Raw genomic sequence first — 18,287 nt, 5'->3', positions numbered from 1 at the left:
TGCTGCCGCAGCCAGCGCCGCGCATATAACAATGGTCCGACAGGCCGCTGGTCATCCGGAGCTGCTGCACCATGTGCCATCCGCTGTTATTCGGGCTGACGCAACCGTGCGCCGTCAATCCGCAATTCAATCCGGTGACTTCCTGCATCTGGCTGCGCACCGTGATCGGCGTTGCGCCCATGAACTCGTCGTTCTCGCCATTCACGATGCGCAGCCGGTCGCTCGGCAGCGCGCGATTGCCATCGGCCACACACTGGCGCAGATCGGTCGTCGCATACTGCACGCCGGCGCCAAGGCCGTATGCCGCCTGGACGCGCGCATCGTGGTTCTTGGCGAGGATCGACATGATCGCCCCCTGGCTGAACCCTGCGACCACCAATCCCTTGCGGCAGTCCGCGCCCTTGCGGGAACAGATCTGCGTGACGGCGCTGACGGCGCTATCCGGATCGAAGACGCATTTCGCCTTGGCGCCGATCACGTTGCATGAGCCGAAGGCCGAATTCCCGTATTCGACCGTCGCCGCCACATAGCCCTTGGCCGCCATGCGCCTGACCGCTTCCAGCGCGGATGCATTGGTAAAATTTTCCCAAGTGCCTACCATGTAGACAAACACCGGATGCTTGCCCGGCGTGCTCGGCTCCATACCGACGATGTTGTACGTGCTCGAGCATTCGCCGCCGTCGGGACTGGCGCCGTTGTAGGTGGCGGTAAAGTTGGTCTGTGCGCAGACGGTGGCACTGACGAGCATGCCGGCACAGAGCATGCCGGCCATCTTCAGGGAATGTGTAAAACCTTGTCTCATATCCGACCCTTCTCTCTAGTGGAAAGTGTTTGTTATCCGGAAGCCAATGTTCATGGCATTTCCGTTAATAGCTCCCCAGCAAAGTTTGTGCCGACCTCAAGGAAAATTTACCCCGGGAAATGACAGGCATGATAAAGGGCAGCTTTGCAGGCAGTTTCCCGCAAATCGGCTCTGCGATCCGCGACGCTCCCGCACAACATCTCTTAGCGCCGCAGTTATACTGCCGAACCCGATGACGATGATGGAAGGAAAGGCAAACGTATGCGTCTGTTGAAACTGTGTGCCGGTATCGGCTTTTTCCTCGCAACCAGCGCTTATGCTTCCGGCGATGTCGACTATACAAAGCTGCAGCAGACCGTGGACGACGCTATCCGGCCGGCGATGCAGAAGTACGATGTCCCGGGCATGGCGGTTGCCCTCACGGTGAATGGAAAGCGGCATTTCTATAACTACGGCATCGCATCGAAAGAAACCAAGCGCCCGGTTACGACCAAGACCCTTTTCGAAATCGGATCGATCAGCAAGACCTTCACCGCGACCCTCGCCTCTTATGCGCACGTCAATGGCAGCATCGACCTGTCCGACAGTCCGGGTAGGCATCTCCCCGCTTTGCGCGGCAGCCGCTTCGACGAATCCACTTTGCTGGACCTGGGCACCTACACACCGGGAGGACTTCCGTTGCAGGTGCCGGATGGTATCGATAACAATGAGCAGCTGATCAACTACCTGAAAGCATGGCAGCCTGCTTACCAGCCTGGCTCCCAAAGGATGTACTCGAACGTCAGCATCGGCATGCTCGGCATGATCGCCGCAAAGAGCATGCAGACCGCCTTCGACAGCGCTGTCGAACGGACGATATTCCGCCCGCTCGGGATGAACAATAGCTACTTCCATGTTCCGGCAAACAAGATGGGCGATTATGCGCAAGGCTATTCCAAATCCGATCAACCGATCCGGATGCGCCCCGGCGTTCTTGCATTGGAAGCCTATGCGGTCAAATCGAATGCGCTCGACATGATTCGCTTCATCGAGGCGAACATGCGGGTGTCAAATATTGACGCCACCTTGCAGCGCGCGATCGACCATGCTCACATTGGGTATTTCAAATCGGGAGAACTGGTGCAAAGCTTGGTATGGGAGCAGTACCCGTACCCGACCGAACTGAAGCAGCTATTGGCGGGCAATGGCAATGCGATGGTATTCGAGGCGAACAAAGTCATCCGCTTCCATCCTCCATTGCCGCCGCAGTCCGAAGTGCTGATCAACAAAACCGGCTCCACGAACGGCTTCGCTGCCTATGTCGCTTACATTCCCGCACAAAAGCTGGGCATCGTGATGCTCGCCAATAAAAACTATCCTGCCGATGCACGCGTGACCGCCGCCTACCAGATACTGACGTCGCTGGCGAAGGGCGACGTGATGCCGTGACGCCGTCATGCTTTCCAGGCAGTGCGCGGCGTGCCGAAGCCTGCGCCGTGACGGACGATCCGTTTCGCGGTTTTGCTCTATACTTTTGGCAGACTTCATCCCTGCGCACCCCGCCAATTTGCCTTGAACCTCCTCGCCCTGATCGCCATGATGGTGCTGACGCACATCACTTTCACGGGCAGCCGTGTCTCACTGACACTCTTCGCAATCCATCTCGGCGCACCACCGGTGCAGGTCGGATTCCTCATGAGCCTGCTTGCGGTGATACCGATGCTGCTGTCGGTCCACGCAGGCCGGTGGACGGACCGCACCGGCGTCGTCAAGCCGACGCTCATCGCGTTGGTGCTGATGATCATTGGCACTCTGCTGCCGGGAACGCGTCCTTCGCTGTCCAGCCTTTATGTCGCCAGCGTGCTGCTGGGATCCGGCTTCATGCTTACTCACGTGGCGATTAATAATGCCGTAGGCCATGCAAGCACCGCCCAGAACCGCACGACCGCCTTCTCCTATCTCGCCCTCGGCTTTTCGATTTCCACCGTGCTCGGACCGGTCATTGCAGGCTTCGCGATCGATTGGGCCGGACATGCCGCGACATTTCTGATGCTTTCCGCGTTTCCCGTGATCGCACTGATTTTTCTGGGCGCGATCCGCAAGCTCAATTTCGTCCGCCCGACGCCGGCGACAGCGGCAAAAAGCGCCCGCGTGATCGACCTGTTGCGTCATGCGCCGCTGCGGGCTGTCTTCATCGCCAGCGGCCTGCTGTCCATGGGGTGGGATTTGTTTACGTTCATGGTGCCGATCCAGGGCGCACGCATCGGCCTGTCGGCATCCACCATCGGCCTGATCATGGGCGCCTTCGGCATCGGCACATTCGTGGTTCGCCTCCTGATGGGTCCGATCTCCCGGACATTTCCGGAGTGGCGCGTGCTTACCGGCGCACTGGCGATCACGGCCTTCGTGTACCTGCTCTTCCCCTTGTTCCATGCGGTGCCGGTGCTTCTGGCATTGGCCTTTCTGCTCGGCCTCGGCCTCGGGTCGGCGTTGCCGATGATCATGAGCCTCATCCACAAAACAGCTCCACCCGGCCGCACTGGCGAAGCGGTAGGTGTGCGTTCGACGCTGATCAATGCGAGTCAAACCGTCTTGCCGCTGTTTTTCGGCGCGCTCGGTTCGGCGGTGGGAACGGTGCCCGTGTTCTGGGCCCTGGCAGGCATGCTTGCCTCTGGCGGTGTGTTTGCAGGCCGGCGAAAGGAAGACGCGTCCTGATGGACAATGAAAGGCGCCGAAGACGCCGAGGACGTCCAATCGCGTCCGGTGCACATGCAGGCATGCGGCTTTGCAAGAGCAGCAGGCGGCGCCGTGCCCTATCGAATCGATGTTACCCGCATGGCTGACGGCGCGATAACGCCTCAGTAAGGATGTTCTGCCATCCCGGGGCGGTACGCATCAGCCGTCATTTGGCCGGATCCTAATTGCTGCGCGTCGCATGGTGGATCGCCACACCGATGGCGACCAGCTTTTCAATCACCTCCGCCTGGCTTGCTACCCCCATCGCTTCCTTCAGGAGATGCAAACCGTCACGAGTGACATTCGACACCGGCACATTAATGAAGCCATCGGCTACGGGAGTTTGTGATGACCTGACTTTCTTGGTTCTCATTGCGATACTCCGACGTGAATGGTGATATTCCATGCCGAATCCTTAGCCGACTGTTGAGAAACGGCTGCGCGTGCCGCTTTTCAATAGCCTGCCGAAGACATGCGGCGCCAAGAAAAAGGGGCGCTTGATGCGCCCCTTCCCAGCATCAAGTATTACTTGACCTTTACTTTTGCAACCAATGCCTTCAATGACGGCGCTGCCTTGAAGCGCACGTTCTTGGATGCCTTGATTTTAATCGCTTCTCCCGTTGCCGGATTCCTGCCTTTGCGGGCAGCGCGTTCGGTAACGGTGAAAGTGCCGAGATCCGGAAAGGAAAAGCGCCCTTCCTTCTTCAGGTCCGCGCCCACGAAGCCGAATACCTGCTCGACAATCGCCTTCGCCTGCACCTTGGTCAGGTTCTGGTCGGTGGCGACTTTTTCAATGATTTCTGCCTTGTTCATGAAACTCCTCTACACATCTGGCATTGCTGTTAAAAAGATTTTATGTTGAAGAACCCTGATGCCGCATGGACCGGCAATGTTGTCGGCAGTGCCATGCGCCGCGGATCCTCCACCGCTATTCTGACTTCTCGGAGGCAAGCTGTCCAAAAAGTTTCATTAATGAATCATGCGAGGAGCAATTTTCGATACAACGCCCAACGATCTGTAACCAACATTCAGTCCATCCTCCTCAATATCTCCCGCCATCCGGCACCGGCGATCAGGCTTTGGGACGCATCATCCTGAAGCGGCCTTCCGGACTGATTCCGAAATAATCGGCGGCGCCACCGCCGCGCAGGATGGGCTGCGCCCCCGCCGTGTCGTATTTGCCGTCGATCAGCAAGGACTGCAGGATATGAACACCGACCACTTCGCCGAACACGACCCAGGTTTCGACGTTTTCTCCTTTTGCCGTCTGCAGGCGGACTATCTGCGTCACCCGGCACTCGAAGGACACCGGGCTTTCCAGCACGCGCGGCACAGCGACGACGCGAGATGCCCCAGGGGTGACGCCTGCAAGCGCGAACTCATCGACATCAGGGCCAACCGGCGCACAGCTCGCGTTCATCGCCTCGGCGAGCGGACGGGTTGCCAGGTTCCAGCAAAATTCGCCGGTCTGCTGCGCATTGCGAAGGGTGTCCTTAGGACCGATGCTGGAGAAGCCGATAATCGGCGGCGTGTAATTGAATGCGTTGAAGAAGCTGTAGGGAGCGAGATTCAGCCGCCCTTCCGCGTCCTGCGACGAGATCCAGCCGATCGGACGTGGTCCGACGATCGCATTGAACGGGTCATGCGGCAAGCCGTGCCCTTGTTCCGGTTCATAGAAGTGGATGGATGACATGCGATGCCGTGCGCGCATAAGTGATGGCATCGATTCTATCCTTCTATGCAATTCGTTGCATTCTCATGCATCGTAACCACCGGTGGATGAGAAGCACCCGCTATCGGATGCCCATAAAAAATGCCTGCATCTCCAAGGGAAATGCAGGCATGCATGACAGCCGAACTGGAAAGATCAGATCGTCGCGGGAATGTTCGGTGCGACCGGACCGGACCTGCCCACTCTTTTTTCAGGGGCGCCGTACTTCGGCGGGCGCGGCGGAAAGCCTTTCATGATGTCTTCGATCTGGTCCGCATCGATCGTCTCCCATTCGAGCAGCGCCTCGGTCATCGCTTCCACCTTATCGCGGTTCTGTTCGAGCAGGCTGCGCGCCAGTGCGTACTGGCGATCCAGTATGCCGCGGATCTCTTCATCGACTTTCTGCTGGGTTTCTTCCGAAACGGATGTCGTCTGCATTCCAAACATCGGGTCCTGTGCGTCATCGACATAAACCATGGTGCCGAGTGCTTCCGACATGCCGTAACGGGTGACCATCGCACGCGCAAGTTTCGTCGCACGTTCGAAGTCGTTCGAAGCGCCGGTCGACATCTGGTTCATGAATACTTCTTCGGCGATCCGTCCGCCAAAGAGGATGGCGATGTCTTCCAGCATCTTGTCCTTGTACATGTTTACCCGGTCATGCTCGGGAAGCTGCCATGTCAGGCCAAGCGCAAATCCGCGCGGCATGATCGTGACCTTGTGAACCGGATCGGCCTTCGGCAGCAATGCCGCGACGACCGCGTGGCCGGATTCGTGATACGCCGTATTGCGGCGCTCTTCCTCGCGCATGACCGCGGACTTGCGCTCCGGGCCCATGATGATCTTGTCCTTTGCATCTTCAAAATCGCGCATGTCGACGATGTTCTTATTGCGGCGTGCCGCAAACAACGCGGACTCGTTCACCAGGTTCGCCAGTTCGGCGCCCGAAAAACCGGGGGTGCCGCGCGCCAGCACATCCGCGCGCACATCCTTCGAGATGGGCACATTGCGCATATGCACATTCAGGATCTGCTCGCGGCCGCGGATATCGGGCAGACCGACCATGACCTGGCGGTCGAAACGGCCGGGACGCAGCAGCGCCTTGTCGAGCACGTCAGCGCGGTTGGTTGCCGCGATGACGATCACGCCGGAATTGCCTTCAAAGCCATCCATCTCCACCAGGAGCTGATTCAGTGTCTGCTCGCGCTCGTCATTGCCACCGCCCATGCCGGTGCCGCGCTGGCGGCCTACGGCATCGATCTCGTCGATGAAGATGATGCAGGGGGCATGCTGCTTCGCGTTGTTGAACATGTCGCGAACACGCGATGCACCGACGCCGACGAACATCTCGACAAAGTCCGAACCCGAGATCGTGAAGAACGGCACTTTCGCCTCGCCTGCGATTGCACGGGCCAGCAGGGTCTTACCTGTTCCCGGAGGGCCGACCATCAGCACGCCGTGCGGTACTCGCCCGCCAAGCTGCTGGAACTTTCTCGGTTCGCGCAGGAACTCGACGATCTCGCCGACCTCTTCCTTCGCTTCGTCGCATCCGGCTACATCGGCAAACGTAACGTGATTGGACTTCTCATCCAGCATGCGGGCCTTCGATTTGCCGACGGACAGCGCGCCGCCCAGTCCGCCCTTGCCTTGCGATTTCATCATGAAGAACACCCACACGCCGATCAGCAGCAGCATCGGGAACCAGGAGATGAACAACTGGGAAAGGAAGGATGGGCCTTCGGGATTCTTCACATCGAATTTGACGCTGGCGGCGATCAGGTCATTGATCAGGCCGCGGTCCAGCATGGTTGCAGTCGACTTCAGCAGCGTTCCGCTGTTGGTCACCGCGAATACGTTGTCCCCTTCAATGGTGGCCTCTTTGATGTTTCCGGCCTTGATTTCTTTCAGCAATTCCGAATAGGCGATCGACGAGGCGCCGGAATTGCTGCTGGGGCCGCTCATCTGTCCAAATACGAGGAAGACAGCAAAGATGACGGCAGCCCAGATTGCGTTCCTAGAGTACTTCTGATTCACATGTCCTCCTGGCTAATACAACAAGTAGGCAAATTACGATTAATGGTAAGGTCGGGTCGGTGGGCTTGTCGGTCGGCGTCATGCATTTACATGATCGGCTGCCATGCGACATTACTTTTGCGCCAAAGATCCTAATAGTGGGTCAACTTCTTTAAAAGCGATGTTTTCAGGTGCATCACTTCGGATAAACAGCAGAACAGAATTGACAAAAGATTCACATGCGCTCATCAACGCAAGCGCGTTTTGCGCTACATCGTCACATGCGGATCGCGTCAGAGGCGACAGCCAGGATGTGAAATAAATAACGGGTGGCACGCTGTAGCTATCAGGTGGGGACAGAGTCGCTTTATACAAGCGCAAGACAATACCGGCAGTCTAACGCGATTTGCGGACATCCATGCGTCGCATCAAAACCCGTCCATGCATACGGGTCCCGGCAGAACTCCGCTTCCGCTGCTTCGCACACCGTCAAGCGGCGACGGTCGCTCATTATTCAATGCCGGGTCAGGGGCGGCATTAAAACAGTTGCTGCAGCACGGGCAAAAAACCGCACCAATGCAGGCAAGTGCTGCAGAGTCAATTTCATCGCCAGTCGAACGATATTGAATGTGCTCCTTACATGCGAAAGCGGTTACCTGGCCCCCACTTCCGTCATGGCTATTTGAATGAGTCGCTTTGAATGCCCCGCGCAGGGACGACCAGGGTGTTCGGCGCCGCATGCCGTGCCTGGCGCTTCTCGGTGCTCCTTGGACTGGCAAACGATAGTGGGCCGGGCGCTCCTGAAATTGAAGGAAGTTCGATCACCGAATTCTTCTGCCATAACTGATCAGCCAGGATGCGCAGTTGCGATGCTTCCGCAAACAAGTTCTGACTCGGCCGGAGCTTGAGCGCCTGAGCACGCAATGCCTCCGACTCCAATACCGTGGCAAGCGTGCATAGATGCTCTGATAGAGTCCTCGTGCTGACCATGTTCATGATGTGCCCTCCTTTCGTCTGTTATGACCATCATGCCTATAGTCCAGCACCGTGAAAAGAGAGATCGAGAATTGATATTGAGACCGTTGCTTTTTGATTGAAAGTCATTCGGGATTGCAATCATTCATGCTGGCAACACATTGTTTGTCATCGACGATGTGTTGTAGATGGATTCGGCTTTCTGTTCTTTCAAAGCAAAACAATATGCACTTTCCCGAAGCTAATGCGCGCAGATGAATGCCGGCAATAATTGTTGCGCTCATGCACTCGTGAGTCTCTTCAATCCGCATCCATGAATGAGCCAGGTCACCAATGCAACGGACAGACCTGAACTGTGCTTGGTCGAAACGCTGAATCACCATGTCACATCTCATTCTCCGCGATAAGTGCATTCGTTCTGGGCCAGATCAGGAGGAAAAGCATTGAGGCACCTGCCTCGCAATCACCCGCGCAGGTTCGAGAAAGGAGCGCGACGATGTTTCCAATTCGCTGGTAATGTTCTGATTCCACATTACCTCATGGCACCGCACAACCATCCACTATGAATACAGCCCCCATCCCTTTTCGTCTGTCAGCAGAAAAGCGCGAGGAACAGATGCGCGCTTTTAACATGCGCAATGAAATTCTCTGGTTCGGTTTTCAAGGCGCATTCGAGGAACCGGGAACGGCGGTCATCACGTTTTCCAGATTGGAGACCGGAGCGCTTGGCGGTGGCGGTACCCCGGCGGTCAATGGCGGTGTCATCGCCGCCGGGTTCGACGCCGCCTTCGTGCTGGCCGGTCTGGGGCAGTACGACACGGATGTCGTCGTCACCCTGGACCTGTCCGTGCAATTCCTGAATCTCGCTACCGTCAGCCCATCGCTGGCCTTTGAAGCGCAGGTCGTGCGCTCGGCAAAAAACTTCTGCTTCGCGCAGGGCGTGTTGAGGGATCGAAAGAATCCTGATGGTCCGGCTTACTCGTTGGGCAAGGCCATGGTTGCGCCGGCGAGGTAGTCTGTTATACCGAACCGATATCAAGCGTATTCGTGCGATGCAAGAAAAAGGGCCAGCGCTTGCCGGCCCTTTGATTTTCTGGTGCTGATGAGACGAATCGAACGTCCGACCTACTGATTACGAATCAGTTGCTCTACCGACTGAGCTACATCAGCAATGGCAAATATTCTAGCAAAAACATTTTTGTTTTCGCCACTATCACGTTTGCAGCAGCTTAACCTTTGCGCATCCTCTATCCTTTTACCTGACTCAATCACAGGCTGAAGGCGCGCATCGTCAGATTGTTTCTGTAACCAGGCAAGTCCATCCTGTGAACGCTCGTCATTGGCACAATGCTCAAAGCAGACAGGCAAGATCATGATTTGCGCCAACGACATTACGCCTCGTCAAATTTCCTGATTCCAATGCTTCATTTCATTGATTTATATCAGGCACATGAAATTCCGCTTCGGAACGCGCATTTCCGTCCCCGTCTCTTATAGACGGAAAATCAACATCCGCTATTAACCCTCTTTCCGGGTTGCCGACACAGCGATGAAACCATGTCGCTTTGTGCCGGTAGCCGGCCCTGATTTACCCGGTCAGGCATGGTCTCTCACGGCGTCTGTTTTCCAGTTTGCATATCCACTTAACCCGGCATTTCGGGACTTGGACGAGCAAGTCGAAATGTCATTCAACGTAAAAAGAAGAAAAGGACCGTTTCATGATTCGTCTTACAGACAGAGGTACCCGCTTGGGCGCGGGTGCCGGTTACAGCTTATTGTCCCTGCTCCTTGTCGCCTGCGGCGGCGGTACATCGTCGATTTCGCCGCAGGCAGGCACTTCGTCGGGCGCCTCCTTGCTGCATCATTCATCCACTGTATCGACAGCATCGGGCACGACACGTGTCATTGCCGAACACTCCGGCCAGTGCCTGGACGTGCGCGGCGGCACGGCGGCAGTTCAGGATGGCGCCCTGATCGAGCAATGGAGCTGCACCGGACAGTCCAATCAGGATTGGACACTCGTACCGTATGGCAGCAGCTATGTGCTGCGGGCAAGCAGCAGCGGCAAGTGCATCGAGCCGGTCGGCGGCGGTACGGCGAATGAGACACGGATTCAGCAAAGCACCTGCAACGGCAGTGCGAATCAGTTGTGGAACGTCCGACTCAAGCCGACGGGGGGCAGGTACGAGATCGTGCATACCGTTGCCGGACGCTGTCTCGATGTGATCGGCGGACCTGCCGCTACGCAGGAAGGCGTGCTTACCGAGCTGTGGGACTGCACCGGTCAGGCGAACCAGTCCTGGGCGCTGAGCCTGCCGGTTTCATCATCAGCGTCTTCAACCGCGGCCAGACCCGTCATTGCCAAGCACTCGAACAAGTGCCTGGACGTGATGGGCGGCCCGGGCGCGACCCAGGATGGCGCGCTGATCGAGCAGTGGAGCTGTACCGGCCAGGCGAACCAGGACTGGACGATCCGTGAACGAGGCAACGGACTGTTCGAGCTGATTGCGCGAAGCAGCGGCAAATGTCTTGATGTGAGGGAGGCAAACCCGAACAACGAAGCAGTGATCCAGCAGTGGACCTGCAACGGGCAAGTGAACCAGCTATGGCGCATGGAACCTCTGTCCAATCGCGGCGAATACCGGTTCACCACCGCGCTGGCCGGCGGACGCTGCCTCGATGTCAGAGGCGGGACCGGTGCGACAGGCGATGGCGCGCTGATGGAATTGTGGGACTGCACCGGCCAGGACAACCAGACCTGGACGATTGGCGGCGGCGGTACACCGACTGCCCAGGATCAGGGTGACGGCCCTGCAACGGCGGCTTATTTTGCCGGTGCCAATGGCATTGCCCGAGATGCGGCGGGTAACCTGATCGTAGCCGACCGCGGCCACCATACGATTCGCAGAGTGGCGCCTGACGGCAGCGTGACGACCGTGGCGGGCGCGGCAGGCCAGCCCGGTTATGTCGATGCCCAGGGCAGCGCCGCACGGTTCATGTCGCCGACGGATGTGGCGGTAGATCGAGCCGGCAATATCTACGTCGTCGAAGCCACCAGCAAGGCGATCCGCAGGATCAGCCCTGCCGGCGTTGTGACGACGCTGGCCGGATCGTTCACTGCGGCAGGCAATACCGATGGCACGGGCGCGGCAGCCCGGTTCACCTCACCGGAACATCTCGTCGCGGATTCTGCGGGCAATGTACTGGTCGCCGATATACACCGGCGTCCGGTGTTCAGTGGTGGCTACCATACCGCTTTTATCCGCAGGATCGCGCCTGATAGTACGGTAAGCACCTATCCTACGCCGCCTAGCAGCAATCCCTCTGTACCTGTTTTGCAAACCGTCAACGGCTTGGGGATCGATGCGCAGGATAATCTGTATGTCACGAACCTCGAAGGTTATGCAGGACCCAGCAGCGGTGGCAGGCAAGGATGGGGCAGTATCGATCGCATTTCGCCTTCGGGAGAGGTCACCTACTTTGGCGGTGGCGGTGGCATGGCAGTCGACGGAGGACTTTACAATATGACGGACCTCACAGTCGACAACGCAGGTCGCGTCCTGGTCTTTAGCGGCGGCAGACTCGTCCGGGAAGGATCGAGTTCAACTCTGCGAAATCCCGGCATTTACGTCGCCGAAGAACGCGGAGGCACTCGCGTCAGCGCCCAAACCGGCAACGATCTGGTCACCGATGCAGCCGGCAACATCTACGTGACGCATATGTACGGCGTCTGGCGTATTTCCCCGAATGGCGCGGTGGTGCAGTTCTCGGGTGCGGTGCCAGGCAACACACCGGGCTAACCGGCATCGGATCGCTCTGGATAAGGAGTACCGGGCGATCCGGGACAAGGCTTAGGAAGCCTCGGGCATCAACTGAAGATAAGAGGCCGGCGTATGCCGGCCTTTTCTTTTGCATGCGTGGCGGCACAGTCGGTGCCGAACACGAAACGCGCTACTGCTCCTGGTGATAACCCGTCACCCGCTCCACTTCATTCTTCGATCCGAGGAACACCGCGACACGCTCATGCAGTTTCTTCGGCTGGATGTCGAGAATGCGTTCCTTGCCGTTGGTTGCGGCGCCGCCGGCCTGTTCCACCAGGAAGGCCATCGGGTTGGCTTCGTACATCAGGCGCAGCTTGCCTGGCTTGTCCGGTTCGCGGGCGTCGGCCGGGTACATGAAGATGCCGCCGCGATTCAGGATGCGATGCACATCGGCGACCATCGAGGCAATCCAGCGCATGTTGAAGTTCTTGCCGCGCGGACCGGTGTCGCCGGCCTGGAGTTCGTTGATGTAACGCTGCACCGGTGGATACCAGTGGCGGGCGTTGGAGGCATTGATCGCGTATTCCTTGGTGTCGGCCGGGATCTGCATGTCGCGCTGGGTGAGGACCCAGGAACCCATTTCGCGGTCGAGGGTGAAGCAGTTGACGCCGTCGCCGGTGGTGAGCACCAGCACCGTCTGCGGGCCGTAGACCGCGTAGCCGGCGGCGACCTGCTTGCTGCCCGGCTGCAGAAAGGCTTCCTCGGTCGGCGCGCTCATGCCTTCCGGCGCTTTCAGGACCGAGAAGATCGTGCCGATGGAGACGTTGACGTCGATGTTGCTGGAGCCGTCGAGCGGATCGAACAGCAGCAAGTACTCCCCTTTCGGATAGCGGTTCGGGATCGGGAAGATGCCTTCCATTTCCTCCGACGCCATGGCGGCAAGATGGCCGCCCCATTCATTGGCTTCGAGCAGCATTTCATTGGAGATGACGTCGAGCTTCTTCTGCATCTCGCCCTGCACGTTCTCGCTGCCGGCGCTGCCGAGGACTTCGCCCAATGCGCCTTTGCTGACGGAGTGGCTGATGGTCTTGCAGGCGCGGGCGACGACTTCGATCAGGAGACGCAGCTCTGCCGGGATCTTGTTATGCAGTCGTTGTTCTTCGACCAGGTATTGGGTGAGGCTGACACGTTTCATGGGCTTGGTTTCCGTGGTGGCGGGTTTTATTGTGAATGGTTTTGGATCGGTTGTCTGGCTTGGCCTTGGGTTGCTATGTGCTTCTGAATTCCCGCCTTCGCGGGAATGACAGGATTGATGTGAATTTTTCTTGGTTTTCGGGTTGCTGCCTGTTTTTGTTGTTGGGTAGATTACATCGTTGCTGAATGGAATGTTTCGAGGTAGCGCAAAGTGAAGGTGTTGTTCATGATTTCACTAAAAATGAAGAAAGGAATTTTTCAGGTCCATAGCTTGGTTTGCCCCAAAAAAGGAAGGTCCCCTCCCTCTCTCAGGGGGAGGGTTAGGGAGAGGGGTAATGAGTTTGGGCTATTGCATGCGGTGGCTCGACCTCCGCACCCCTACGCGGGCCGCCCCATCCCAACCAAGCGGATTGTCCTTACGGACAATCCGCTGTGCAGGCGGACAGCATGCTATCCGAATTCCCTGCTACGCCCCCCTACGAGGGGGAAGGAGCCGGTCATATCTCCGGGTTAAAGACTCCACTCCAGATTCACTACATTATCGGCTTAAGCTCAAACATCACGGCGCCAGCGCCTTCGTCACCACCTCCGCCACATCCTTCGACAAGCCCTTCGTTCCCGCCACCTGCTTCAGCGCTACGCGCATCTGCTCCTGCAACGCAGGTGTGTATTTGCGCCAGCGGTCCAGCGTGCGCGCCAGTCGCGCCGCGACCTGGGGATTGAGGGTATTGAGCGCGATGACCTGCTCGGCCCAGAATGCATAGCCGCTGCCGTCTGCCGCATGGAAGCGCGACGGATTGCCATTGCAGAAGCTGAAGATCAGGCTGCGGGCACGGTTCGGGTTCTTGAGCGAGAAGGCGGGGTGCTTCATCAGTTCGCGCACTGCGTCCACATCGGTGGTGCGTGACATGCCCTGCAGCATGAACCATTTGTCGATGACCAGTGCTTCGCGTTCGAAGTCGGTGTAGAAGGATGCCAGTGCGGCATCCTTGCCCGGCGCATTGCTGTTGATGAGCGCAGATAATGCGGCAATCCGGTCGGTCATGTTGTTGGCGTTGTCGTACTGCGTCTGCGCCTGCAGATGCACGTCGGCGTCGCCCAGTTCGGCGAGGTAGGACAGGGCGAGATTTTTCAGCGCGCGCTGCCCGGCCGAGACATGGTCCGGGCTATAGGTGCCGGGCGTGCGGTTGGACTGGTAGGCAACCATCAGGTCCATGCGCAATGCTTTTGCAAGCGTGCGGCGCAGCGTCTGGCGCACAGCATGGATGGCGTGCGGATCGATCACCGCCATCTGTTCGGCGATGATGGTTTCCGACGGCAGCGTGAGCGCGAGTTCACGGAAGGCCGCATCCAGGCTTTCATCGTTGAGCGTGGCGCGGAAGCTGTTGACGAGCACTTGATCGTCCAGGCCGGTCTCGCCGGGGGCGGCGCCATCGCGCACCGCTTCCACCATCGCCAGCATGCGGCGGGTGGCGAGGCGCTGCCCGGCTTCCCAACGATTGAAAGGGTCGCTGTCGTTGGCCATCAGGAAGGCAAGGTCGGCATCGCTGTAGTCGATGTCCAGGATGACCGGCGCGGAGAAGTCGCGCAGCACCGATGGCACCGGCTTTTGCTGCACATTCGCGAAGACGAAGGTTTGCTTGTCCTCGGTAAGTTCCAGCACCAAGGTGGTGGGCGCGTCGCCTTCCAGTGTCTGGCCATCGAGATACAAGGGCATGTCCTTGCCCCTGCGGTCGAGCAGTCCGACGGCAACGGGAATGTGGAACGGCAGTTTCTTTACCTGTCCCGGCGTCGGCGGGCAGGACTGGGACAGCGTGATCTCGAACTTCTGTCCGGCCTCATCGTAACGCGCCTCCACGCTGACGCGCGGCGTGCCGGCCTGGCTGTACCAGCGCTCGAACTGGGTCAGGTCGCGGTCATTCGCGTCCGCCATCGCGGCGCGAAAATCGTCGCACGTGACCGCCTGGCCGTCGTGTCGCGCGAAGTATAGGTCCATGCCCTTGCGGAAACCTTCGCGGCCGAGCAGCGTCTGGTACATGCGCACCACTTCGCTGCCTTTTTCATAGATGGTGACGGTATAGAAGTTGTTGATTTCGACGTAGGAGTCGGGACGCACCGGGTGGGCCATCGGGCCGGCGTCTTCGGGGAACTGTGCCTGGCGCAGCACCCGCACGTCCTCGATGCGCTTGACCGCGCGGCCGCTGGCGGTGCCGATCAGGTCGGCGGAAAATTCCTGGTCGCGGAAGACGGTGAGGCCCTCCTTCAAGGAGAGCTGGAACCAGTCGCGGCAGGTGACGCGGTTGCCGGTCCAGTTGTGGAAATACTCATGACCGACCACCGATTCGATGCCGGCGAAGTCGGCGTCGGTGGCGATGCGCGGATTGGCCAGCACATATTTCGTGTTGAAGATGTTCAGGCCCTTGTTTTCCATCGCGCCCATGTTGAAGTCGCCGACGGCGACGATCATGAAGCGGTCGAGGTCGAGTTCCAGGCCGAAGCGTTCCTCGTCCCAGCGGATGCTGTTCTTCAGCGAGTCCATTGCGTGCTGGATCTTGTCGAGATTGCCCTCTTCCACCCAGACCTGCAGCAGGACTTCGCGGCCGGATTTGAGCTGGTAGGTTTCTTCCTGGCAGACGAGCTGGCCGGCGACGAGGGCGAACAGGTAGGACGGCTTCTTGAACGGGTCTTCCCACAATGCGTAGTGGCGACCGTCGCCGAGGTCGCCCTCTTCGATCAGATTGCCGTTGGACAGCAGCACCGGATATTTTTCCTTGTCGGCACGCAGCATGACGGTGAACTTCGACATCACGTCCGGCCGGTCGGGGAAGAAGGTGATCTTGCGGAAGCCTTCGGCTTCGCACTGCGTGAAAAAGTTTCCGTTGGACACATACAGGCCCATCAGGGAGGTGTTCAGGCCGGGCTGGGTGATGGTTTCGATTTCGAGCGTGACCTGGTCGGGAGCACGGAAAATTTCGAGGGTGCCGTGATCGAGCGCATAGGCGCGCTTGGAGAGCGGCTTGCCGTTCATCCGCAATTGCACCAGCCGCAGCGATTCGCCATAGAGCACGATGCTCTTGCTGCGGCTCTGGCGATTGCGGGTCATGGTCAGCCGGGTGGCGACGCGGGTGTTCTCCGGATCGAGGTCAAAGCCCATTTCCACGGTATCGACCCAGTAGCTGGGCGGGCTATAGTCCTTGCGGTAGATGGTCTGGGGGGTGTCGGTACGCATAGGGATGTTGAATCCTGAGAAATTGGCGCAAAATGGGCATTCTACCAACCTGAGCAGATGGAGCGCAGTTCAATGAAAAACACCTTTGCGGTATTCGTGGTTCCGGTCGTGGCCGCAGCATCGTTGCTGCTGGCGTCCTGTACGCAGGAGCAACAAAACTCGATCAGCCGGTCGGTGCAGAACTGGACGGGCACGAATGGCGTTCTGGAAATTTATGCAGGCGAGAAAGTCGTGCGGCGCTTCGTGCAGATCGACAAGCTGTCGACGGCGATGGGTACCGACGACAACCGCCCGCGTCCCTATCGTTTCGGCTATGGCGTGATGGATGAAAATCTGAACATGGTCGTCGATCAGGGCGAGAAGAAAGTCTATTTCGAGATCAGCGACTACGGGACCAATTATGTGTTCTTCGAAAATCCCCGATGAGTGCGTGCCACCAGTGAAATTACAAATGCTTACGGATTTTTTATTGCAGTCATCCGATCTTAATTGCTGTGGCGGACAGGCTGGATCAATCATCGTGTATCGCGTCGGAGAATGAGAATGAAACGCTGGATGTCGGGTTGGTTGTTGATGGTTTTCGGCCTGTTGCTGACTGGGTGCGCTACCACGTCGGTGCAAAGCAATGTGACCGCATTCCACGAATGGCCGGCAGAACTGAAGGACAAGTCGTATGTGTTCGAGCGTACGCCGGAGCAGGACAACAACCTGGAGTACCGCAATTATGAAAACCTGGTGCGCAATGAACTGAAACGGCTGGGTTTCGTGGAAGCCGCCGGCGCCAAAGCGGCGCAACTGAAGGCATCGCTGGAGTATGGCATCAGCATGCGTGATGTGCGGGTGATCGAGCCAGTCGCGGTTGCCCCCTATTGGCCCGGCCCGTTCTGGGGGCCGCCCTGGCCCGGCTATTACCGCCGCGGATATTACGGCCCGTTCTACGATCCGTTCTGGTACGGCCCGCCGATCATCGAGCAGCGCGATGTGAGCTTTCAGTTATTCACGCGGCAGTTGAAGGTGAAGCTGGCGCGGGTACCGGACAACAGGAATCTGTATGAAGTGACGGTGGTGAGCGAGGGTACGAACGGATCGTTGCCAACGGTGATGCCGTACATGGTGCGCAGCGCGTTCGCGGATTTTCCGGGGCCGAGCGGGGTGCCACGGAGGATTGAGCTGAAGATGGAGTAGTGAGGAGGATGACTGGAGTTGTGAAATGAATTTTTTGCAATTGGTTTGATTGCTAGTCCTTTCTCTCCTTGCTAGGCAAAAAGCGGGTTTGCTTACAACCTGTCCACGTCGCCGCTCATAGGCGGCTCCGATTCAGCCGGCGCAACGCGTCTACTTTCCGATCTCCTCCAGCAGCGCCCCCAGCGCCCGATCCATCACCGCTTCCGCCTTCACCACCTCCGCGCGCCCTTCCCTGAAGGTCTGCGCCAGTTCCTCGAAGTTCATCGTAAATGGCTGCCCCGCCGGCCTGCCGGCGAAGATGAACCGTGTACGGCCCGGGCTGATCCACGCGAGCTTGCGCTTCGACGGCACGTCATCGTCATTGTAAAAGTCGAGCCAGTCGCCGGATTCCAGCGCATCGACCAGATGCACGAATTCATCTACCGGGATCGCCGGCTGCTCTGTCGCGCGCTTGTTGAGCCGGCGTTCACTTGCGCGCTCCATCGCATTCAGCGCCAGTTCAAATTCATAGCGCGGCACGAGCTCGACCTGGGTGCGGACGATGGAGGCGTGGCGTTCCGCAAGTTGCGAGAAGAAATCCACCCGGTCCGCGCCGTCCCATTTGACGACATTAAGCCAGGCGTTGAGCATCGCCAGCATGGACGGTAACCGGCTCAGCAGCAGCTTGCGTTCCTCCGGGCTGGTCTTGGGCTTGACGCTCCA

General features: G+C 58.4%; 16 protein-coding genes and 1 tRNA gene. 6 read left to right on the top strand and 11 right to left on the bottom strand.

What is annotated here, in order from left to right:
- Nucleotides 1–802: hypothetical protein (locus tag VGU61_RS07915; RefSeq protein ID WP_326858566.1), on the bottom strand; the 802-nt coding region annotated here is incomplete at its 3' end.
- A gap of 261 nt (nt 803–1,063) precedes the next feature.
- Here VGU61_RS07915 and ampC point away from each other — a divergent pair.
- Nucleotides 1,064–2,230: a class C beta-lactamase gene (gene ampC, locus VGU61_RS07910; protein WP_326858565.1), complete on the top strand. Its 1,167-nt coding sequence runs from the start codon at nt 1,064–1,066 to the stop codon at nt 2,228–2,230.
- Nucleotides 2,231–2,353: 123 nt separating this feature from the next.
- The gene (locus VGU61_RS07905) at nt 2,354–3,496 is read left to right on the top strand and encodes an MFS transporter (protein WP_326858564.1); all 1,143 of its coding nucleotides are present in this window, start codon (nt 2,354–2,356) and stop codon (nt 3,494–3,496) included.
- Between the two features lie 202 nt (nt 3,497–3,698).
- Here the strand turns inward: VGU61_RS07905 and VGU61_RS07900 are convergent, their stop codons facing one another.
- From VGU61_RS07900 to VGU61_RS07875, 6 genes are all read right to left on the bottom strand, one after another.
- Nucleotides 3,699–3,890 carry a hypothetical protein gene (locus VGU61_RS07900; protein ID WP_326858563.1) on the bottom strand — a complete coding sequence of 64 codons (192 nt, stop codon included), beginning with the start codon at nt 3,888–3,890 and terminating at the stop codon, nt 3,699–3,701.
- Nucleotides 3,891–4,042: 152 nt separating this feature from the next.
- Nucleotides 4,043–4,330 carry an HU family DNA-binding protein gene (locus tag VGU61_RS07895; protein WP_326858562.1) on the bottom strand — a complete coding sequence of 96 codons (288 nt, stop codon included), beginning with the start codon at nt 4,328–4,330 and terminating at the stop codon, nt 4,043–4,045.
- A gap of 259 nt (nt 4,331–4,589) precedes the next feature.
- Nucleotides 4,590–5,210: a flavin reductase family protein gene (locus tag VGU61_RS07890; RefSeq protein WP_326858567.1), complete on the bottom strand. Its 621-nt coding sequence runs from the start codon at nt 5,208–5,210 to the stop codon at nt 4,590–4,592.
- A 174-nt stretch (nt 5,211–5,384) separates the two neighbouring features.
- On the bottom strand, nt 5,385–7,262 hold the full coding sequence (ftsH, locus tag VGU61_RS07885) for an ATP-dependent zinc metalloprotease FtsH (RefSeq protein WP_326858561.1): 1,878 nt from the start codon (nt 7,260–7,262) through the stop codon (nt 5,385–5,387).
- A 657-nt stretch (nt 7,263–7,919) separates the two neighbouring features.
- On the bottom strand, nt 7,920–8,237 hold the full coding sequence (locus tag VGU61_RS07880) for a hypothetical protein (protein WP_326858560.1): 318 nt from the start codon (nt 8,235–8,237) through the stop codon (nt 7,920–7,922).
- A gap of 104 nt (nt 8,238–8,341) precedes the next feature.
- A complete protein-coding gene (locus tag VGU61_RS07875; protein WP_326858559.1) occupies nt 8,342–8,599 on the bottom strand; it encodes a hypothetical protein in 258 nt (85 codons plus the stop codon).
- Between the two features lie 179 nt (nt 8,600–8,778).
- On the opposite strand from VGU61_RS07875, the gene VGU61_RS07870 reads away from it, so the two are divergent.
- Nucleotides 8,779–9,231, top strand: a complete 453-nt coding sequence (locus VGU61_RS07870) for a PaaI family thioesterase (protein ID WP_326858558.1) — start codon at nt 8,779–8,781, stop codon at nt 9,229–9,231.
- A 79-nt stretch (nt 9,232–9,310) separates the two neighbouring features.
- On the opposite strand, the gene VGU61_RS07865 is transcribed toward VGU61_RS07870, so the two are convergent.
- Nucleotides 9,311–9,386: transfer RNA gene (locus VGU61_RS07865), tRNA-Thr, on the bottom strand.
- Nucleotides 9,387–9,934: 548 nt separating this feature from the next.
- On the opposite strand from VGU61_RS07865, the gene VGU61_RS07860 reads away from it, so the two are divergent.
- Nucleotides 9,935–12,016 carry an RICIN domain-containing protein gene (locus tag VGU61_RS07860; RefSeq protein WP_326858557.1) on the top strand — a complete coding sequence of 694 codons (2,082 nt, stop codon included), beginning with the start codon at nt 9,935–9,937 and terminating at the stop codon, nt 12,014–12,016.
- A 151-nt stretch (nt 12,017–12,167) separates the two neighbouring features.
- Here VGU61_RS07860 and VGU61_RS07855 read toward each other — a convergent pair whose 3' ends face one another.
- A complete protein-coding gene (locus VGU61_RS07855) occupies nt 12,168–13,172 on the bottom strand; it encodes a class 1 fructose-bisphosphatase (RefSeq protein WP_326858556.1) in 1,005 nt (334 codons plus the stop codon).
- Nucleotides 13,173–13,730: 558 nt separating this feature from the next.
- On the bottom strand, nt 13,731–16,400 hold the full coding sequence (pepN, locus tag VGU61_RS07850) for an aminopeptidase N (protein WP_326858555.1): 2,670 nt from the start codon (nt 16,398–16,400) through the stop codon (nt 13,731–13,733).
- Nucleotides 16,401–16,472: 72 nt separating this feature from the next.
- On the opposite strand from pepN, the gene VGU61_RS07845 reads away from it, so the two are divergent.
- The gene (locus tag VGU61_RS07845; RefSeq protein WP_326858554.1) at nt 16,473–16,826 is read left to right on the top strand and encodes a hypothetical protein; all 354 of its coding nucleotides are present in this window, start codon (nt 16,473–16,475) and stop codon (nt 16,824–16,826) included.
- A 117-nt stretch (nt 16,827–16,943) separates the two neighbouring features.
- Nucleotides 16,944–17,585, top strand: coding sequence for a DUF4136 domain-containing protein (locus tag VGU61_RS07840; protein ID WP_326858553.1), 642 nt, complete (start codon nt 16,944–16,946; stop codon nt 17,583–17,585).
- A 150-nt stretch (nt 17,586–17,735) separates the two neighbouring features.
- Here the strand turns inward: VGU61_RS07840 and VGU61_RS07835 are convergent.
- The coding region (locus tag VGU61_RS07835; RefSeq protein ID WP_326858552.1) for a DUF1631 family protein at nt 17,736–18,287 on the bottom strand (552 nt) is incomplete at its 5' end.

The organism is Noviherbaspirillum sp., from assembly GCF_035944575.1.
Lineage (GTDB): Bacteria > Pseudomonadota > Gammaproteobacteria > Burkholderiales > Burkholderiaceae_D > Noviherbaspirillum.
This window is presented reverse-complemented; position numbering and strand designations above follow the sequence as displayed.